Below are 15,333 nucleotides of genomic sequence, written 5' to 3' on the forward strand. Positions count from 1 at the left end.
CCCCAAGGATCAGTCGCTGGCGTGGCGAATCCCCTCCCCCTCAGGAGCCCTGAATGAAAATTGAAGCAGACGTCTTGAAGCTGGATGGCATCCGGCACGGCTTCTTCACCCGCCAGGGCGGCGTTTCCGGCGGCATTTATTCCAGCCTCAATATCGGTCTCGGTTCCGACGATGAGCGCAGCAGCGTTCTTGAAAACCGCGACCGGGTTGCCGGCCAGCTCGGCATTGGTGCAGATCGCCTGGTGTCCCCCTATCAGATCCACTCCGCCGACGTGATCACTGTCAGCGCACCGTTCGCACAGGATGCGGACCGCAAGGCCGATGCCCTGGTCACGGCCACACCGGGCCTTGCCATCGGCATCGCGACGGCCGATTGCGGCCCGCTTCTGTTTGCGGATACCAAGGCGGGTGTCATCGGCGCTGCCCATTCAGGCTGGAAAGGCGCCGTTACCGGCATCTTGCAGAATACGGTTGCCGCCATGGAAGCTCTCGGCGCGACCAGAACCAACATCACGGCGGTGCTGGGTCCGACGATTTCGCAGGGCGCCTATGAGGTCGGCCCCGAATTCAAGGAACGTTTCCTTCAGGAGCACCCGGACAACACCCGCTACTTCAAGCCTTCGGAACGGGCAGAGCACTTCATGTTCGACCTGCCCGCCTTCATTACGGACAAGCTTCAGGCTCTTGGACTGGGGGCTGTTGCCGACCTGGCACTGTGCACCTATGCCGATGAAGACCGCTTCTTCTCCTACCGCCGGACGACCCATCGCAAGGAACCGGACTACGGCCGCCAGATCAGCGCGATTGCACTTTTGTGAGGACCAACCATGGCACTTCATTTTTCCGATGCCGAGTTTGAAAGCCGCTTTGACAAGCTGAAAGCCGCCATGGAGGCGCAGAAGCTGGATGCCATGCTGCTCTTCGCCCAGGAGAGCATGTACTGGCTGACCGGCTACGACACCTTCGGTTTCTGCTTCTTCCAGTGCCTCGTGGTGACGAAGGAGGGACGCCGGGTGCTCCTCACCCGATCTGCCGACGAACGCCAGGCCAAGCACACCTCGAACATCGAGGACATCCGCATCTGGATCGACCGCGGCTCCGCCAGCCCGGTGCTGCAGCTGAAGGAACTGCTGTTCGACATGGACCTGCTCGGCTGCAAGCTGGGCGTTGAATACGACACACAGGGCATGACCGGCAAAATAGCCCTGAAGCTGAACGAGGAACTTACCAGTTTCGCCGATGTCAGCGATGCCTCGCCCCTGATCCCCGAACTTCGTGCGGTGAAAAGCGCCGAGGAAATCGTTTATGTACGCAAGGCCGCGGAGCTGGCGGACCAGGCCTTTTATGCGGCAATGGATGAAATCCACCCCGGAGCCGACGAGGGCCGCATCCTGGCTGCGATGCAGGGAGCCATTTTTGAAGGTGGCGGCGATTACCCCGGCAACGAGTTCATCATCGGCTCCGACCGCGACGCTCTCCTGTGCCGTTACAAGGCAGGTCGCCGGAACCTGTCCGAACAGGACCAGCTGACACTGGAATGGGCAGGCGCCTACCGCCACTACCATGCCGCACTGATGCGCACGGTGGTGATCGGCACGCCGACGGACCGGCATCTGGAGATGTACACCGCCGCACGCGAAGCACTGGCCGCCGTTGAAACACAGCTCGTTCCCGGCAAGACATTCGGCGATGTTTTCGACGCTCATGCGGAACGGGTGGACGCCCATGGCCTGATGCCGCACCGGCTGAACGCCTGCGGTTATTCCCTGGGTGCCAGGTTCACACCAAGCTGGATGGACATGCCGATGGCGTACCGGGCCAATCCGGCCGAGGTAAAGCCCGACATGGTCATCTTCATGCATATGATCCTGATGGATTCCAACTCCGGAACCGCCATGACGCTCGGCCAGACCTATCTGACCACGACCGGAACGCCAGAGTGCTTGTCCAAGCTGCCTCTCGACCTGCCGGTCAAGTCAGGCTAAACCAGTTTCAACCTTGCGGCCCGGTTCGCGTTTCGCGTTTCCGGCAGGGCCGCTGCCACGACGATATCGACCGCGAGAGCCAAGCGTCTCCATGACAGACAAGACCACCCAACAATCCATTTCTTCCCGGCGCCTGTTGGCGGTTCTACTGCTTGGAGCAGGGCTTGCAGCCTGTCAGGCTGCTCCACAGCCCCCTACTCCGATCTCGACCACTGTCACCGCGCCGACGATCGCCGGACAGGTCGACCCGGAAGAAGGCATCACCTTCGCGTTCGAACCGTTTACCGGTGCACCGGGCAACATTGCCGACGAGCTGTCCGAAATGATCGGCTCCGAAGCCCGCAAACAGGGCATCACGCTGGTGCGCCGCATCGGCGCGGCCGCCACCTACCGGGTCAATGGCTATCTGTCGGCCACCGGGCAGCCTTCCAACGGCACGGTCTTCTACGTTTTCGACATCGTCGACAGCTCTGGTCGCCGCGTGAAGCGAATCTCCGGAACGGAAGATACCGGCGGAGCCTCGGGCGACCCATGGCAGGCTGTCAGCTCCGGCACGCTGTCACGCATTGCCAATCGCTCGATGGTGGAAATCAAGGCCTGGCTCAACCGATAATGAATTGCTTTGCCGGGTAATTCCGGCGTGGCGTCACAAAAAATAAAAAAAAGCGGGCGTCAGGCACGAACGCCTGTTGTGGTCCGGTTGCTTGGTTGTTACAACGCCGCCGCCTGCCGAGGGTTTCCGAGCGAGGCTCCCGGCACCCGGCACATGACTTAAGACCTAGGCCTTTCCGCGTGTTTGCAAGGCACAACCTGTCTGCAAAACCGCCGTCGCACCAGAAGGACTTGCGGCTCATGAAGATCGTCGCGGGCAATTCCAACCGAGCCCTGGCTGAGGAAATATCCAAATACCTGGATGCCCCTCTCGCCAAATGCCAGGTCCGGCGGTTTGCCGACCAGGAAATCTTCGTAGAAATCCAGGAAAACGTACGCGGCGAAGATGTATTCGTCGTCCAGCCGACCAGCTACCCGGCAAACGACCACCTTATGGAGCTGCTCATCATCATCGATGCGCTCCGCCGGTCCTCTGCCCGCCGTATCACCGCGGTCATTCCGTATTTCGGCTACGCCCGGCAGGATCGCCGCGCCTCCGGCCGAACCCCGATCTCGGCAAAGCTGGTGGCCAATCTCATTACCGAAGCCGGTGCCGACCGCATTCTAACCCTGGATCTCCACGCCGGTCAGATCCAGGGTTTTTTCGATATCCCGACAGACAACCTGTTCGCAGCGCCCGTCATGACGCGCGACATCAAGGAACGCTACGCGACCGACAATGTCATGGTCGTATCTCCGGATGTCGGCGGCGTGGTGCGCGCCCGTGCACTTGCCAAGCGCATCGAAGCTCCGCTCTCCATCGTCGACAAGCGTCGCGACAAGCCCGGGGAATCGGAAGTCATGAACATCATCGGTGATGTCAAAGGCTATGACTGCATCCTGGTCGATGACATCGTCGACAGTGGCGGCACGCTCTGCAACGCCGCCGAAGCCCTGTTGTCCAAGGGCGCACAGTCGGTAACGGCCTATATCACTCACGGCGTTCTGTCCGGTGGTGCCGTCGCCCGCGTGACCTCTTCCAAGCTGAAGGAGCTGGTCATCACCAACTCCATCGAACCGACTGCCGCCATCACGGCTGCAGCCAATATCCGTGCAATCTCGATTGCCCCGCTGATCGGCGAAGCAATCAACCGCACGGCACTGGAAAAGTCGGTTTCCAGCCTCTTCAGCTGATCGCCGAAACATCGACTGCTCAAGACGCCCGGCCCGTGCCGGGCGTTTTTGCGTTCAGCCCACATTTTTCTGCGAGACTTGCCTTTTCCGCGATTGCCGTATTGCTCGCTGCCGTAAAGTTGCGGCCACGCCCGACCCGGCGGGAGGGAATCGGAGCTGGAAGCCGGCCCCCACAGGGTTTGCAGCCGGGCCCCCGTATTCGCCCCTTCAGGCCACATTCACGCCAACACCGGACGGGTAGTTTCCATCCCTCACAACCAGTCCGCGCCAAGCCTCACAAATTTTCCCAATTGTTCAAAAAATTTGCCGCCGAAGCTCCTGCCCAGCTTGTGAGCACGCATATTTTGTGATCATCTAAGCTTGCACAAGGTCTTTTCCAGGGGATTTCAGATGCTCACTTCCAAACCATTTTCCAGGGCCCGCAGGGCCATGTTGACGGCCGCACTGGCTGTCACAGTATCGGCAGGACTGTCCGTTCCTTCCGCCAATGCCGCCGACCCGGTCAAGGTCGCAGCGATCTACACCGTTCCCGTCGAACAGCAGTGGGTCAGCCGCATCGACAAGGCGCTGAAAGCCGCCCAGGAACGCGGCGAAATCACCTACACCTTCTCCGAAAACGTTGCCAACACCGACTATGAGCGCGTCATGCGTGAATACGCCGAACAGGGCATGGATCTGGTGGTTGGCGAAGCATTCGCCGTCGAGCGCGCTGCCCGCAAGGTGGCTGCGGAATATCCGGACACGGCTTTCCTGATGGGGTCGTCCTTCGGACCGGCTCAGCCGAACTTTGCCGTCTTCGACAACTGGATCCATGAGCCGAGCTATCTCTCCGGCATGATCGCCGGCGCTACCACCAAGTCGAATGTCATCGGCATGGTCGGCGGCTACGCCATTCCCGAAGTGAACCGCCTGATGAACGCCTTCATGGAAGGCGCAACCTCCGTGAACCCGGACGTGAAGTTCCTCGTGACCTTCATCAACTCCTGGTACGATCCGCCCAAGGCCAAGGAAGCTGCCTTCGCGATGATCGACAAGGGTGCGGACATTCTCTACGCAGAGCGCTTCGGCGTTTCCGATGCGGCCAAGGAAAAGGGCATTCTGGCGATTGGCAACGTGATCGACACGGCAAGCGACTATCCGGGCACCATCCTGTCCTCCGCGCTGTGGCACATGGAACCGACCATCGACAAGGCGATCGGCCTTGTTGCCAGCGACACCTTTGAACCTGCCGATTTCGGCCCCTACAGCTTCATGTCCTACGGCGGCGGCAGCTTCGTTGTGGACGAAAGCCTTGCTCCTGCCGACGCGGTTTCCGCGGCAAAGGCCAAGGAGCAGGAAATCCTCGACGGCCTGTTCCGCGTCAATGTGAACGACAGCGAACCGAAATCCACCATGTAGGCTTTCGCCTGCCACGTCCGGCGGTCACAATGACCGCCGGCGATTCCCGGCCGCGGGGTTCAAGCGCGGCATTCATTCTTTTCCCGGGGGGATCATATGGCAGGTCCGGCACAGGACGCTGGTGTCGTGCTGCGATTGGACGGCATCACCAAGCGCTTCGGCGCTCTGACGGCCAATGGCGACGTATCGCTCGATTTGAATCAGGGCGAGATCCTTGCCCTTCTCGGCGAGAACGGCGCCGGCAAGACCACCTTGATGAACATCCTTTTCGGGCACTACGTGGCCGACGAAGGCCGGGTCATGGTTTCGCCGGACGGCTCCGGCTTGAGCGAACTGGAACCAGGCTCGCCGCATGCCGCTCTCCAGGCCGGCATCGGCATGGTGCACCAGCACTTCACCCTTGCCGAAAACCTGAGCGCGCTCGACAACATCCTTCTGGGCACGGAACGGCTTGCCACGCTTTCCTCTTCCCGGGCGCCTGCCCGCCGCAAACTGGAAGAGCTGATGGCCCGTTCCGGCCTGACGGTTTCCCTCGATGCCCGTATTTCCCAGCTTTCCGTCGGCGAAAAACAGCGGGTGGAAATCCTGAAGGCGCTCTACCGCGATGCCCGCGTGCTGGTTCTGGACGAACCGACCGCTGTGCTGACACCCCAGGAATCCGACACTCTGTTCGCGACCTTGAAAAAGCTGGCCGACGACGGGCTCGGCATCATCTTCATCTCGCACAAGCTGGCGGAAGTCCTTGCCTCTTCGCACCGGGTCGCCGTGCTGCGCGGTGGCCGCAAGGTGGCCGACCTGCCGACAGCGGAATGCGACCGGCGCAAGCTGGCCGAATTGATGGTCGGCCATGCCATTGTCGAGACAATGCGGTCCCCCGGCACACCGGGCGCACCGCTTTTCGTCTTGAACAAGGCCTCCGCCGGACATGGCCGCGATGCCTTGCACGCGGTTGATCTCACGCTGAAATCCGGTGAAATCCTTGGCATTGCAGGGGTTTCGGGCAACGGCCAGACGACGCTTGCACGGGTCATTTCCGGTCTGGAACCGCTCACCCATGGATCCATGACGCTGGAAGGCACGGTGATCGGTCACGCAAGTGCCCGAACCATGATCGACAACGGCCTTGCCCGCATTCCCGAAGACCGTCATCACGACGGCATTGTCGGAGCGATGAGCGTTTCGGAAAACCTTGCCATCGAAGCCATCCGCAAACCGGAAAACCAGCGCCTCGGTCTGCTGCGGTTCTCCGCCATGCGGGAGCGGGCGCGCAACCTGATCAAGGCCTACGATATCCGTTGCCAGAGTGAGGACAGCCCGGCGCGGCTACTGTCGGGTGGCAATATCCAGAAGATCGTACTGGCCAGAACCCTTGAAACTGTTCCAAAGGTGGTGCTGGCTGCCCAGCCGTCGCGCGGGCTGGATGTCGGCGCCACGTCCGATGTTCACAAGCGCCTGCTGGCGGCTCGCGACCGCGGGGCCGGTGTCATCCTGATCTCGGAGGATCTCGACGAACTCATGCGCCTTTCCGACAGGATCGCCGTGATCCACCGCGGGCATCTGTCCGAAGCCGAACCCAGCGAGACGCTGGACCGCGGCTCTCTCGGCCTCAGGATGGCCGGACACAATGCGGAGGACGCAGCATGATCCGCTTCGAACCGCGTGGCCCCTCCTCCGTTTCCCGAATGCTGGGTGTATCGATTGCCGCGGCTGTTGCCGCCCTGGTGCTTGCCGCCATCCCCATGGCCTTTGCCGGCTTGTCGGTGTTCGAGGCCTACAGCCTCATGGCCAAGGGCGCCTTCGGCTCACTCTTTGCCTTCACCGAAATGCTGACAAGAGCGACACCGCTGATCCTCACCGGCCTGGCGGCAGCCGTCGCCTTCCGGGCCAAGCTCTGGAACATCGGCGCGGAAGGCCAGCTTTATGCCGGCGCCCTTGCGGCGGTTGCCGTCGGCACCGGCGTCATTTCCGCACCGCCCTACCTTCTCATTCCCATGGTGATCGTTGCCGGTGCGCTCGCCGGCGGGCTGGTCATGCTTGGTCCAACCCTTTTGAAAACCCGGCTTGGCGTCGATGAAGTCGTCACCACCTTGCTGCTGAACTTCATCATCCTGCTCTTCGTCCAGATGATGCTGGAAGGTCCGATGAAGGACCCGATGGGCATGGGCTGGCCGCAGTCCGAACCGATCCTCGACGAAGCCGCCCTGCCCAAGCTGATGGACCGGATGCGTATTCACTGGGGTCTTGTCATCGCCCTCGTTTCGTCGCTCGGCGTCTATTTCCTCTTGAAACGCACCGTCTGGGGTTTCGAAATCCGCGCGGTTGGCGAGAACGCCGCTGCCGCCCGTCACGCCGGCATTCCGGTTACCGCAACCTTCATTCGCGTCGGTCTTCTGTCCGGCGCGCTGGCAGGGCTTGCTGGCGTTGGTGAAGTTGCCGGTCTGAAAGGCTATCTGACCGCTGACCTTTCGCCCGGTTTCGGCTATTCCGGCATCGTTGTCGCCATGCTTGCCGGGCTATCCCCGGCCGGTGTCGTTCTGGCGGCTCTTTTCATCGCGAGCATCTTTGTAGGGGCCGATTCCATGTCCCGTGCCACTGGTGTCTCCAACTATCTGGCAGACCTGATCGTCGCCATGGCGCTGTTGTGCGTCCTCGTCTCCGGTCTGTTCCTGCGCTTCAAGATCCGCTTTGTCGGCAGCCAGGCAAACCCGGAGGCGGCAGAATGACCGAGATCCTCGACATTCTCATCTCCGCCAACTTCTGGGCGGCCGCGCTCCGCATCGCGACCCCGCTGATCTTCGGCGTCATCGGAGCGCTTGTTTGCGAACGCGCCGGCGTCCTCAACCTCGGCATCGAAGGCATCTTCACCGCCGGTGCCATGGCCGGCTGGATGGCAGTCTGGCTCGGCGCAGGCCTGTGGGGCGGCGTTCTGGTCGCGGCGATGGCCGGCGCCTTCTTCGGACTGATCCACGCCATTCTGACCGTGCCTCTCGGGCTCTCTCAGCACGTCTCGGGCATTGGCGTGACGCTGTTTGCCACTTCGCTCAGTTATTTCATCTACCGGACGGCCCTGCCGGACGTCTCGTCACCGCCCCGGATCGAGGCTTTCAAGCCCCTCGACATTCCGGGCCTGAGTGATCTGCCGTTCCTCGGGCCAGCCCTGTTCCAGCAGACGCCCCTGACCTTCCTCGCCCTGCTGTTGGTCGCGGTCACGGCCTATGTGCTCTACCGAACCCCGCTCGGCCTGGCCATTCAGGCGGTCGGCGACAATCCGGCTGCCGTGGAATCGCAAGGCCTCTCGGTCTATGCGATCCGCATCGGGACGGTGGTTGCGGGCTCCGCGATCATGGCGCTTGGCGGCGCGTTCCTGACCATGTCGGCCTTCGACGCGTTTTTCTTCGGCATGGTCAACGGCCGTGGCTGGATCTGCATCGCCCTGACGGTGTTCGCCTCCTGGCGACCCGGCAAGGCCCTGATCGGCGCCCTGCTCTTCGGGGCTTTTGATGCCTTCCAGGTGCGTCTTCAGACCGAGGTCGGCAGTTTCATTCCCGGCCAGGTGTTCCTGATGATGCCGTATCTGCTTTCCATCGCCGCGCTGATTGTCGTTGCCCGCCGGGCAGACTATCCAAGGGCTCTTCTTGTGCCCTACTTCCGTGGTCAACGCTGAGACAGTCCCATGAGTTTCGATCTCCTCGTCAAGAACGCCAACCTGCCCGACGGCCGCCACGGCATCGACATTGCCTGCCGGAACGGCCGTATCGAGGCTGTGGAAGCCGGGATCACGGCGGACGCCGGCCAGGTGATCGATGCTGGCGGACACCTCGTGTCGCCACCGTTTGTTGACAGCCACTTCCACATGGATGCGACGCTGTCGCTCGGCCTGCCGCGCATGAACCGCAGCGGCACGCTGCTGGAAGGCATCGCGCTTTGGGGAGAACTGAAGGAAATCCTGACCGTCGATGCCGTTGTCGAGCGCGCCCTGAGATATTGCGATCTGGCCGTCTCGCAGGGGCTGCTGGCGATCCGCACCCATGTGGATGTGTGCGACGACAGGCTGACGGGCGTAAAAGGCCTGCTGGAAGTGCGAGAGAAGGTGAAGGACTACATCGACCTGCAACTGGTCGCCTTCCCCCAGGACGGGCTCTACCGCTCTGCCACTGCCGAGAAGAACCTTCTGACGGCACTCGACATGGGCGTCGACATCGTCGGCGGCATTCCGCATTTCGAGCGCACCATGGACGACGGCGCCCGTTCGGTCGCGCGGCTGTGCGAAATCGCGGCAGAACGCGGTCTGATGGTCGACATGCACTGCGACGAGACCGACGATCCGATGTCACGTCACATCGAGACGCTCGCCTATCAGACCCAGCGCCTCGGGCTGCAGGGCCGCGTTGCCGGATCGCATCTGACGTCCATGCATTCCATGGACAATTACTACGTCTCCAAGCTGTTGCCGCTGATCGCCGAAGCGGAAGTGCATGCCATTGCGAACCCGCTGATCAACATCACGCTGCAGGGCCGGCACGACACGTATCCAAAGCGCCGCGGCCAGACCCGTGTTCCGGAGATGCGGTCCTACGGCATCAACGTCGCCTTCGGCCACGACTGTGTGATGGACCCCTGGTACTCGATGGGCTCCGGCGACATGCTGGAGGTCGCCTCCATGGGGCTTCACGTTGCCCAGATGACCAGCCGCGACGCCATCCGCTACTGCTACGACTGCGTCACCGCGCATCCGGCCAAGGCGATGAACCTGGACGGGTACGGCCTGGACAAAGGCTGCAAGGCGGATTTCGTGCTGCTGCAGGCCCGCGACACGATCGAGGCCATTCGCCTGAAGGCAACGCGCCTTGCGGTCGTCAAGTCCGGCAAGGTGATCGCAACAACCCCGGCCCGGCAGGCGCAACTCACCCTCCCCGGACGTCCGGCCCAGGTCGACCCGGCCTCCTACGCTCCGCACGAGGGCTGACGGTCTTTCCAAGTTCGGCCCCTGCACCAAAACCCCCACACACTCCGTCATGCCATGGCTCGACCATGGCATCCATTCCGTTTCCCGAGCCCAATCACGGCCTTGGGACCCGGCCCGGTCATGGCATGGATTACCGGGTCAAGCCCGGTAATGACGCGGTGAGTGGTTGGTGCTGATGCGGCTCAGTTCCCGGTCATTTTTCCCGGCAAGCTGAGATCGCCGGAGGCAACGTCGAAGACGTCGATGACGCACAGCAGTGGGGCGTGGACGTTCTGGTTCACCCGCAGGGCCGACGTGACGCCGTCATACGACAGGGTCTCAACAGTGCTTTCATCGGCAAAGGCCACGTTGAGGGTAATTTCCTCTGCCTCCATCACGGGTGAAAATCCAGGGCTGTCGATGTAGATCGGCAGGCCCGGCCAGGTGGCCGGCATCTTCGGGTTGGTACCATCGGGAATATCCTGCACGGAGAGTGCGCCGGCACCGCAGGCCTCGTTCGGTGTCAGCACCACCCAGTGCGAGTGCCAATTCGCGCCATCGTTCAGAAGGTCGCCGTCGCCGTCTTCATCAAAAAGCGGTGTGTCGTCGAAATCCGGATGGCTGGTAGCCACCAGCGCAAGGATGCCGTTCCCCCCTTCAAACCCGACCGTTTCCGGTTTCAGTGACGTTGGCCAGACATAGGACTGCACCGGCGCCCCTGCGAGCGCACCGTTTGCCTCCGGCACGCTCGCACCGGCCGTTCCCTTCAGTGTCATGTGGAAGGTTACGACACGCCCCTTGCGGTGCACATGGGCGGCCAGGATGTCGTAGTTCGGGTCGATCTCCTGGTTTTCCGGCGACAGGATTGCTCCCGTCTGGTGGAGCGCATGATTGCCGCCTGCAAATGCCACAGTCGGCAGGGCAATTGCCGACACTCCGGCAGTCAGAACGGCTAGGGAAATGGATTTGTACATCGGCTTTCTCCTTGATTGAGGACGCAGCCTTATTAGTAGCGAGTCGAAACTATTGCAAGTTTAATTTCGACTCGCTACATAGAGAGCATGTTTGCTCCAACCGACACACAGACCATTCGCGACCTGATCGACCGGTTGACGCGTCTTGCCGCTGCCGAGGAATGGAATGGGCCTTTGAACCCGTCACAATTTGCTGCGCTCAACTATCTTGCCCGGGCAAACCGCTTTTCACGCGCGCCCTCGCACGTCGCCGATTTTCTGGCAACGACACGCGGCACGGCTTCGCAAACCCTCAAGGCACTTTCCCGCAAGGAGCTGATCGCCGAAACGCGTTCGGACGAAGACAAGCGCAGCATTCGTTATGACGTCACCCAGGCAGGCCGGGACCTGCTGCAGGACCCTTCGTCTCTGGAGAATGTCATCGACGCCTTGCCGCCGAACGTCGCCGCGTCTCTGGCCTCGTCCCTGAAAGCACTTGTCCTGACGATGCTGCATCAGCGCGGTGGCCGCTCGTTCGGTCTCTGCAGCACCTGCCGCCATCACGAGGCAAGGGAAACGGGGGGCTATTGCAAGCTGCTCAACGTGCCGCTCTCGCCTGTCGATGCCGCACAGCTCTGTCACGAACACACACCAGCCGAAAGCCATCAGCCATGACCGCCAAAGCCCGTATCGTCTCCCTCTTCACCGGAGAGCCAGAACACCGTTGGGAGGGCAAGGAGCCGTCTGCCATCCGCAAGACCCGCGCAGATGGTATCCTCCAGGTCAGCTCCACCGGCATCACCACCGACCGTCAGGCGGATCTTTCCGTACATGGCGGACCGGAAAAGGCACTGCATATCTATCCATCGGAGCATTATGCCCACTGGCGGGACGCCTTTCCGGAAAAGGCGGAAATCTATCAGCCAGGCGGTTTCGGCGAGAACATCGCTTCAGAAGGCTTTACCGAGGAAGACCTGTGCATCGGCGACATCCTGTCGGCGGGCACGGTCCGCATGCAGATTTCCCAGGGCCGCCAGCCCTGCTGGAAGCTGAACATGCATACAGACAACCCTACGCAGGCAGCCCATTTCCAGAAGACAGGCCGAACCGGCTGGTATTTCCGGGTGCTGCAGGAAGGGTCGTTTCAGGCAGGCGACGAGTTGACCGTCGTTGAACGCCCCTGCCCTGACTGGAACCTGCGCGAGGTGATCCACGCCCGGTTCAACCCTCGGCTGGATCCGGCGGTGGCAAAGGCCCTGTCAGAACTTGAAGAGCTGGCTGAACCCTGGCGTGTCTCCTTCGCCAAAAAAGCCGACCCGGCCTTTCAGGAAGACACATCGAAAAGGCTCAACGGATAGGTCAGGCACCTTTCGGCGGCAGTGTCAAAGCATTGGCGATGGCAAGATCCAGCCAGTTTTGCAGAACTTCGTCGGTGCAATCGTCTTCACCGACGAAGAACATGCCACTCAACGTGCGCCCGCCCTGAACGATCGGTTCAGCACCCGGCAGTGCCAGCCCGACAGCATGGCTGGACTTGCCAAGACGGAAGATGAAACGTCGTTCCCCCTCCCTGGTGCGGTCGGCACCCGCGATCATGTGGCCATGCAGCAGAAAGCACATCGCGCCCATCATCCTTTTTTCGCTGATGCCTGCCCTGTTTCCAAGCGCCTCGCGCAAACGGTCGTTGAGGTCTTCATCGATGGCCATGGGGTCGATTCTTTCAGACAGGGAAGGTCAGGAAAACGGGTTCGGACAGCGGGAGACATACCCGCACAGAGGACCGCAGCCTCTTCCGGACGAGCCATTCGGTCAACCGAAAGGTTCAGCAAATCTGTGTTACAGACCGGTTTGCAGGTGACCAGCTTGAAATTTCCGCAGTTCCCTGCGACAAACGAGCGACTGCGGACTTGCACTTTCCTTGCGCTTTGGGTATATCCGCGCTCGCGCCTGCACCCCTGGAGGAGGCGCTTCTGGACCGATCCCGGACAACATGAGTCTTCTGGCACGGTGGTTCGCCGGTCCGTTACCTATACACTCGAAGGAGTTTTGCCATGGCTGCCAGCTATGAGCTGAAGGCGTCGGCACGGGACCGGGTGGGCAAGGGGGCCGCACGGGCACTGCGTCGCGAAGGCCTTCTCCCTGCCGTGATCTACGGCGACAAGAAACAGGCACTGCCGATCACCATTCCGGTGAAGGAAACCACCATTACCCTGCACAAGGGTGGTTTCCTTACACACATCGGTATCATCGATGTGGACGGCGAAAAGCATCAGGTTATTGCCAAGGATTTCCAGCTGCACCCGGTACGCGACGACGTCATGCACGTCGACTTCCTGCGCGTTGCCAAGGGCTCCACGCTGACGGTTGAAGTTCCGGTTCACTTCCTGAACGAAGAAACCTGCCCGGGCATCAAGAAGGGCGGCGTCCTGAACATTGTTCGCCACACCGTCGAAATGACCGTTCCGGCCGACAACATTCCGGAAGCTCTCGAAATCGACCTGGCCAAGGCACAGCCGGGCGACAGCCTGCACATTTCCGCAGTTAAGCTGCCGGAAGGCTGCCAGCCGACCATCACCGATCGCGATTTCACCATCGCCACGATCGCTGCTCCGGCCGGTATGAAAGAGACCGACGACGAAGCTGAAGCAGAAGAAGGTGAAGGCGAAGCTGAATAAGCTGCAGTCTTGCTTTAAAAATCGGGAGGCGGCCTCCGCCTCCCTTCCCCTTGCGGGAAAACTTGCAGAGCAGCCGCCATCGGCTGCTTTTTCGTTTCAGGATTAGCCAGCCGGTCTGCATTGCGCTACATGCAGCCGCTCTACCTTGAAAGGCACACCATGAAATTGATCGTCGGCCTGGGCAATCCGGGCGCCAAATACGAAGGCAATCGGCACAATATCGGTTTCATGGCCGTTGATGAGATCCATCGCCGCCACTCCGGCTTCCAGCCCTGGAAAGCCCGTTTTCAAGGTCAGGTTTCCGAAGGCCGCCTCGGCTCGGAAAAGGTCCTGCTGCTGAAACCCAGCACCTACATGAACGAATCCGGCCGCTCTGTCGGCGAAGCCATGCGGTTCTACAAGATCGAGCCGGCAGACATTGTCGTCATCTACGACGAACTCGACCTGCCGCCCGCGAAATTCCGCATGAAAATCGGCGGCGGCCACGGCGGCCACAACGGCCTGAGATCAATCACGGCGCATATTGGCGAAAGCTACCGCCGGCTGCGCCTCGGCATCGGTCATCCGGGCGACAAGAAGCTGGTGTCGAACTACGTGCTGGGTGATTTCGCAAAGGCCGATCGGGACTGGCTGGAGCCGCTCCTGACGGAAGTCGCCGATCAGGCTGCATTGCTGGCCGAAGGCAAGGACAGCCAGTTTGCCAACAAGTTGACCCTGGCCCTGGAGCCGGAAAAGGCACAGCGCAAGGGCAAGAGCCAGGACGGCAAGGCAAAGGATGGCACGACTGGAGCCGCCAAGGCCATTGCTCCCGGACAGGGCACCCCCGCACCAGCCAAACCCAAGGGCCAGAGCCATATTCGCCAGGCCCGGCAAGGCAAGTCAGTCAATTTGCCCAAGTCAGGACCCATGGCTGACATGCTGAAAAAGCTGCTCGGCGGCGGTGACTGAGGACGGTCTGTCCAAGAACACCAGCGCAACCGGGCTGCCTGCCTTTGGCGGTCAGGACAGCGGCTGAACGTTGATGATCTCCACACGCCTGTTGCGGCCGCTGGCCGGATCGCCCGGATCGACAGGACGGCTTTCGCCGTAGCCAACAGGCACAAGCCGTTCACGGGGGATCGTATAGAACGCTGCCAGAAACTCCGCGACCATGAACGCCCTTCGTTTCGACAGGTCCAGATTATAGGCCGACGTGCCGCGCAGGTCCGTGTGCCCGGCGATCTGGAAACGCATGTTCCTGAGCCGTGGGTCCTGCAAGGCCTGTCCGAGCGCCTGCAACGTCAGAATGCCGTCGTTGGTCAGTGAGGCGGAATCGAACTCGAAATTGACCGTCAGATTGATGCGCGGCAGCTCCACTTCCGGCGGCAACTGGCCCTCGATGCTGATCCCGCGGAACGGGTGCGGTTCCTGCTTTCGCATGGACCGGGATTTCGGCGCGCCGGCGTCTGGCAACAACGCGTTGATGATCTGATCCGGCGTGACGGACTGGGCGGAGGCGCCGGCTGGCAGCATCATAGGGACCAGCAGCGCCAGAACGGGAGCCAATGCCAGGCGGGCGGTCGCAAATTCGATAAGAAAGCGCATGTCGAAAC

16 protein-coding genes are annotated in these 15,333 nt (G+C 61.4%); 13 read left to right on the forward strand and 3 right to left on the reverse strand.

The features are described 5' to 3' along the window. The first annotated feature begins 53 nt into the window (after positions 1–53). From pgeF to J7447_RS13365, 9 genes are all read left to right on the forward strand, one after another. A complete protein-coding gene (gene pgeF / locus J7447_RS13325; protein ID WP_209169825.1) occupies positions 54–818 on the forward strand; it encodes a peptidoglycan editing factor PgeF in 765 nt (254 codons plus the stop codon). A 9-nt stretch (positions 819–827) separates the two neighbouring features. After that, on the forward strand, positions 828–1,985 hold the full coding sequence (locus J7447_RS13330) for a Xaa-Pro peptidase family protein (protein ID WP_075282501.1): 1,158 nt from the start codon (positions 828–830) through the stop codon (positions 1,983–1,985). A 91-nt stretch (positions 1,986–2,076) separates the two neighbouring features. Next, positions 2,077–2,598 carry a hypothetical protein gene (locus J7447_RS13335; RefSeq protein ID WP_022998088.1) on the forward strand — a complete coding sequence of 174 codons (522 nt, stop codon included), beginning with the start codon at positions 2,077–2,079 and terminating at the stop codon, positions 2,596–2,598. Between the two features lie 239 nt (positions 2,599–2,837). Next, positions 2,838–3,770, forward strand: a complete 933-nt coding sequence (locus tag J7447_RS13340; protein WP_031268253.1) for a ribose-phosphate pyrophosphokinase — start codon at positions 2,838–2,840, stop codon at positions 3,768–3,770. Between the two features lie 390 nt (positions 3,771–4,160). Beyond that, positions 4,161–5,168 carry a BMP family protein gene (locus tag J7447_RS13345; RefSeq protein WP_031268255.1) on the forward strand — a complete coding sequence of 336 codons (1,008 nt, stop codon included), beginning with the start codon at positions 4,161–4,163 and terminating at the stop codon, positions 5,166–5,168. A 96-nt stretch (positions 5,169–5,264) separates the two neighbouring features. Beyond that, complete coding sequence (locus tag J7447_RS13350; protein ID WP_209169826.1) at positions 5,265–6,812, forward strand: ABC transporter ATP-binding protein; 1,548 nt, start codon at positions 5,265–5,267, stop codon at positions 6,810–6,812. Then, positions 6,809–7,891, forward strand: a complete 1,083-nt coding sequence (locus tag J7447_RS13355) for an ABC transporter permease (protein ID WP_062487649.1) — start codon at positions 6,809–6,811, stop codon at positions 7,889–7,891. The genes J7447_RS13350 and J7447_RS13355 overlap by 4 nt, the downstream gene beginning before the upstream one ends. Continuing rightward, entirely contained in the window at positions 7,888–8,832 is a 945-nt protein-coding gene (locus tag J7447_RS13360; protein ID WP_022998093.1) for an ABC transporter permease, read from the forward strand. Before J7447_RS13355 ends, J7447_RS13360 begins: the two co-directional genes overlap by 4 nt. 9 nt (positions 8,833–8,841) lie before the next feature. Next, positions 8,842–10,134 (forward strand): amidohydrolase family protein, encoded by a 1,293-nt coding sequence (locus J7447_RS13365; RefSeq protein ID WP_206906844.1) that lies wholly within the window; start codon positions 8,842–8,844, stop codon positions 10,132–10,134. A gap of 182 nt (positions 10,135–10,316) precedes the next feature. Here the strand turns inward: J7447_RS13365 and J7447_RS13370 are convergent, their stop codons facing one another. Further along, complete coding sequence (locus tag J7447_RS13370; RefSeq protein WP_209169827.1) at positions 10,317–11,087, reverse strand: hypothetical protein; 771 nt, start codon at positions 11,085–11,087, stop codon at positions 10,317–10,319. A gap of 87 nt (positions 11,088–11,174) precedes the next feature. Between J7447_RS13370 and J7447_RS13375 the strand changes: the two genes are divergently transcribed. Together J7447_RS13375 and J7447_RS13380 are read left to right on the forward strand one after the other, a co-directional pair. Then, entirely contained in the window at positions 11,175–11,741 is a 567-nt protein-coding gene (locus J7447_RS13375) for a MarR family transcriptional regulator (RefSeq protein WP_209169828.1), read from the forward strand. Then, the gene (locus J7447_RS13380; protein ID WP_022998097.1) at positions 11,738–12,424 is read left to right on the forward strand and encodes an MOSC domain-containing protein; all 687 of its coding nucleotides are present in this window, start codon (positions 11,738–11,740) and stop codon (positions 12,422–12,424) included. Before J7447_RS13375 ends, J7447_RS13380 begins: the two co-directional genes overlap by 4 nt. 1 nt (position 12,425) lies before the next feature. Here the strand turns inward: J7447_RS13380 and J7447_RS13385 are convergent, their stop codons facing one another. Beyond that, on the reverse strand, positions 12,426–12,773 hold the full coding sequence (locus J7447_RS13385) for an RNA methyltransferase (protein WP_077292121.1): 348 nt from the start codon (positions 12,771–12,773) through the stop codon (positions 12,426–12,428). A gap of 344 nt (positions 12,774–13,117) precedes the next feature. Here J7447_RS13385 and J7447_RS13390 point away from each other — a divergent pair, with 344 nt between their 5' ends. Both J7447_RS13390 and pth read left to right on the forward strand, forming a co-directional pair. Continuing rightward, entirely contained in the window at positions 13,118–13,741 is a 624-nt protein-coding gene (locus J7447_RS13390) for a 50S ribosomal protein L25/general stress protein Ctc (RefSeq protein WP_022998099.1), read from the forward strand. Positions 13,742–13,900: 159 nt separating this feature from the next. Beyond that, positions 13,901–14,689, forward strand: a complete 789-nt coding sequence (gene pth / locus J7447_RS13395; protein ID WP_209169829.1) for an aminoacyl-tRNA hydrolase — start codon at positions 13,901–13,903, stop codon at positions 14,687–14,689. 51 nt (positions 14,690–14,740) lie between these two features. Here pth and J7447_RS13400 read toward each other — a convergent pair whose 3' ends face one another. Further along, entirely contained in the window at positions 14,741–15,325 is a 585-nt protein-coding gene (locus J7447_RS13400) for an OmpA family protein (protein ID WP_209169830.1), read from the reverse strand. Positions 15,326–15,333: the final 8 nt, after the last annotated feature.

Origin of the sequence: Labrenzia sp. R5_0 (genome assembly GCF_017743835.1) — a bacterium.
GTDB lineage: Bacteria > Pseudomonadota > Alphaproteobacteria > Rhizobiales > Stappiaceae > Roseibium > Roseibium algicola.

Coding starts and splice junctions, on each gene's coding strand:
- J7447_RS13385 (WP_077292121.1), bottom strand. CDS start 12,773: ATGGCCATCGATGAAGACCTCAACGACCGTTTGCGCGAGGCGCTTGGA.
- J7447_RS13375 (WP_209169828.1), top strand. CDS start 11,175: ATGTTTGCTCCAACCGACACACAGACCATTCGCGACCTGATCGACCGG.
- pgeF (WP_209169825.1), top strand. CDS start 54: ATGAAAATTGAAGCAGACGTCTTGAAGCTGGATGGCATCCGGCACGGC.
- J7447_RS13365 (WP_206906844.1), top strand. CDS start 8,842: ATGAGTTTCGATCTCCTCGTCAAGAACGCCAACCTGCCCGACGGCCGC.
- pth (WP_209169829.1), top strand. CDS start 13,901: ATGAAATTGATCGTCGGCCTGGGCAATCCGGGCGCCAAATACGAAGGC.
- J7447_RS13370 (WP_209169827.1), bottom strand. CDS start 11,087: ATGTACAAATCCATTTCCCTAGCCGTTCTGACTGCCGGAGTGTCGGCA.
- J7447_RS13335 (WP_022998088.1), top strand. CDS start 2,077: ATGACAGACAAGACCACCCAACAATCCATTTCTTCCCGGCGCCTGTTG.
- J7447_RS13350 (WP_209169826.1), top strand. CDS start 5,265: ATGGCAGGTCCGGCACAGGACGCTGGTGTCGTGCTGCGATTGGACGGC.
- J7447_RS13355 (WP_062487649.1), top strand. CDS start 6,809: ATGATCCGCTTCGAACCGCGTGGCCCCTCCTCCGTTTCCCGAATGCTG.
- J7447_RS13390 (WP_022998099.1), top strand. CDS start 13,118: ATGGCTGCCAGCTATGAGCTGAAGGCGTCGGCACGGGACCGGGTGGGC.
- J7447_RS13400 (WP_209169830.1), bottom strand. CDS start 15,325: ATGCGCTTTCTTATCGAATTTGCGACCGCCCGCCTGGCATTGGCTCCC.
- J7447_RS13330 (WP_075282501.1), top strand. CDS start 828: ATGGCACTTCATTTTTCCGATGCCGAGTTTGAAAGCCGCTTTGACAAG.
- J7447_RS13360 (WP_022998093.1), top strand. CDS start 7,888: ATGACCGAGATCCTCGACATTCTCATCTCCGCCAACTTCTGGGCGGCC.
- J7447_RS13345 (WP_031268255.1), top strand. CDS start 4,161: ATGCTCACTTCCAAACCATTTTCCAGGGCCCGCAGGGCCATGTTGACG.
- J7447_RS13340 (WP_031268253.1), top strand. CDS start 2,838: ATGAAGATCGTCGCGGGCAATTCCAACCGAGCCCTGGCTGAGGAAATA.
- J7447_RS13380 (WP_022998097.1), top strand. CDS start 11,738: ATGACCGCCAAAGCCCGTATCGTCTCCCTCTTCACCGGAGAGCCAGAA.